We start from the raw sequence: 3,154 nt of genomic DNA on the forward strand, positions 1-3,154 counted from the left end.
ATACAATATTCTTGTAAGTGAATTTAACTGCCCCGATACTGTAGATATCAACACTTCTGGCGTGAGAACTTTAACTCCCCATACAGCATCAACAATCCTAAATGAGATTTCATGAGTCTCTGATGCATTATCTACTTTGACAAGGATGGTTGAAGGTTTACCCTCAGGAAGTGTCAGTGGAGTTGTTGATTTTTCTTTAGATTCTTTAGCCATCGTATAAGCATCTTCGATCCGCATAAAAACCGAGGTATCTACACCAGTTCCAGTAGGTTCAAGTTTCCCTGTGATTGTAAAATCATGCCCATAAAATTTAAGAGTTTCTCCAACCTCAGGAATTATCTGATTACCAACCAATACTTCATCCTTTTTCAATGGTTCATGACTATTCTTTTTCAACCATGGGGTAATCGTAAAATCAAGAGACTGATTAAATCCAATCAGTTGTACTGGTACCGAACTAAAAGTTCCATTCACAGTAGTAATGAAAACCTGGGGAGCAACCTGTGAAACACCCTTCACTTTTGCAATAGCATCAGTAACATCAGTATCAAAAAAAAACATTGACGGTTCTCCGCGAAGGATAACACCCTCACTTTTTCCAACATAATCTTTGGGAACCACCAATACATCTGCACCAAGTTTCGTAATTCCTGATTTCACCCCTTCACTTGCACTAGTAAGGATATAATTGCCAGAAAAGAGACTTGCTGCTATGATTGCAAAGCAGAATATGAGAGCTCCATTCCGTATTGGATGATAGAGTATATTCTTTTTAATTACCTGCAGCATTCTGAGGCACCTGAGATACTTCTATCAATTTTCCGTGTTCCATTTTAAAGACCCGGTTGGCATATCTAACAAGGTCAACATTATGCGTCACCATGATGATAGTGGTTCCTGCCTTGTTGATTTCAGCAAAAAGTTCCATGATCTCTAGTTCTGTATCATAATCCAGATCAGCGGTAGGTTCATCTGCAAGGATCAACAGGGGATCATTTATTAATGCTCGTGCGATAGAGGTTCGTTTTAATTCTCCACCAGATAACTGATATGGGGAGTTATTCGCCTTATCTTTCAATCCAACGTTTTCAAGAAGCTTAAGCCCTTTTTCTTTTGATGGAGTGTTACCTGCAATTTCGGTTGGTAATATTACATTTTCAAGTGCAGTTAAAGAAGAAAGAAGCCCTGGAAACTGAAAGACAAATCCAATGATACTAGAACGAACCGCAGCACCCTTCTTGTCAGTTAATGAGAGAATATCATTACCAGCGACCAGAACACTTCCCCTATCTGGTCGAGTCAGACCGCCGATTGTATTTAGCAGGGTCGTTTTTCCTGTTCCAGAACGGCCAACTATCAATACAAAGTCTCCTCTTTCGCAGGTAAACTCAGTATCATTAAGAGGGATTACTTCATGATCCCCATCGTGATATGATTTGAATAATCCTTTTACTTCTATCATAATTCTCCACTCCTGATTGCAGTGTATGGTTCAATGGTGGCACTTCGATATGCCGGATATAATGATGCAATCCCACCTACTGCAATGGTCAATATCAATGCAGTAAGTGAAATTGAAACAAGAACTGTAATATGAGGAATAGTCAGGGGAATATGGATTAATGAGCCAATTAATTCCTGGAATAAAATGAACAAGAACCATGAGACAATAATTCCAAGAGCGCCTCCAATGAAAGATATTAGTACGGCTTCTCCAAAAATCAGTTTGAATACAGTTCCCTTATCTGCTCCAAGTGCCCTAAGGACTCCCAATTCTCTGATTCGTTCATTAGCGACCATAATCGATATGAGAGCTGTCAAAGGCAGGGCTACTACGGTTGCAATAATAGATGTTACATATAGTAATTGTGTGACCGAATTTAATTGACTGGTTACTGTCGATATCAACAATTCGGGAGTCAATGCTTTTGATCCCGGTACAGTTTTTGTAATCTGCTCAGATATCTGCTTTATTTTTAATGGATCCTTTACCTGAACTAATACTGCAGAGGATCCTTTTTCAGGTAAAACAATCTCTGATACAGCCTTTTCTTTAGATTCTTTCGCCATTGTGTATGCATCATCGTATCTGATGAAAATTGATGTATCAAGCCCGGTTCCTGTCGGATCCAGTTTTCCAGCAATAGTGAAATCATGCCCATAGAATTTGAGAGTTGCACCTTTATCTGGAACAATGAGATTTCCTACAATAATCTCATCCTTTTTCAATGGTTCAAGATTATGTTCTCTAAGCCACGGTGTAATAGTAAAGTCCCTATCAGATTCAAATGCAATAAGTTGAACTGGAAGATAACAGCAGGCTGAATTCAAAGTTGCAATATAGAGTTGTGGAGTGATTTTATTAACTCCTTCAACTGATTGGATAGCTGGAACTACATCATGATCAAAAAAGAACGTGGAGGGTTCTCCTCTCAATAGAACCGCTTCACTCTTTCCTTCATATTCCGCAGGAACCACAATAATATCTGCACCGAGACGGGAGATTCCCGATTCAACACTATCTGTTGCCCCAGCGAGAATATAATTTCCGGCAAACATACTTGACGCGATTATTGCAAAACAAAAAATGAGAGCCCCATTCCGAACAGGGCGGTATGCTATATTTCTTCTAATAAGATGAAACATTCAGATCTTCACCGTGTTTCGGATGAATCACCCAAATCGCGAGTTGCAACTAGGATTACACCGATAATGATCGTTATTGTTCCAAGAAGTATCAGACCAGGTTTGGTTCCGATAACACAGGGAGCTGTGGGAGTTCCACACACACCTATCAACACGGTAGGTAACAGAATTGTGATGATTCCCACCCCAATCGTTTGAATTCCAACTGCTCTCCGTGCCTCTCTGCGTGGAAGAATCAAAAGAGTTAATCCTAATAATACTCCCAGAATTCCTAAACCAATTTCTCCCCGTGCAGTATATCCACATTTCATAATAACTCCTTTATCCATGTGCATGTCTGCCATTCCTGGCGAACTTTTATCGGCTGCCTCGCATACCGGAAGAATATACCAGGGGAGAAAAATGGTTAAAAGACCAACAATAATAAGAATAATCGCGAGAACGATTACCTGATTAGATGCTCTGATTCTCATTATAAGATAAGTATTTCTCAAGGGATTGGATATAT

General features: G+C 39.6%; 4 protein-coding genes. All 4 read right to left on the reverse strand.

The window, feature by feature from the left end:
• A partial coding sequence (locus VN429_RS07430) for an ABC transporter permease (protein ID WP_325631578.1) occupies nt 1–789 on the reverse strand: 789 nt, incomplete at its 3' end.
• Nucleotides 773–1,462, reverse strand: coding sequence for an ABC transporter ATP-binding protein (locus VN429_RS07435; RefSeq protein WP_325631580.1), 690 nt, complete (start codon nt 1,460–1,462; stop codon nt 773–775). The genes VN429_RS07430 and VN429_RS07435, both read right to left, overlap by 17 nt.
• Entirely contained in the window at nt 1,459–2,646 is a 1,188-nt protein-coding gene (locus VN429_RS07440; protein ID WP_325631583.1) for an ABC transporter permease, read from the reverse strand. The genes VN429_RS07435 and VN429_RS07440 overlap by 4 nt, the downstream gene beginning before the upstream one ends.
• 8 nt (nt 2,647–2,654) lie before the next feature.
• The coding region (locus tag VN429_RS07445) for a DUF4418 family protein (RefSeq protein ID WP_325631586.1) at nt 2,655–3,154 on the reverse strand (500 nt) is incomplete at its 5' end.

Origin of the sequence: Methanospirillum sp. (genome assembly GCF_035560735.1) — an archaeon.
Lineage (GTDB): Archaea > Halobacteriota > Methanomicrobia > Methanomicrobiales > Methanospirillaceae > Methanospirillum.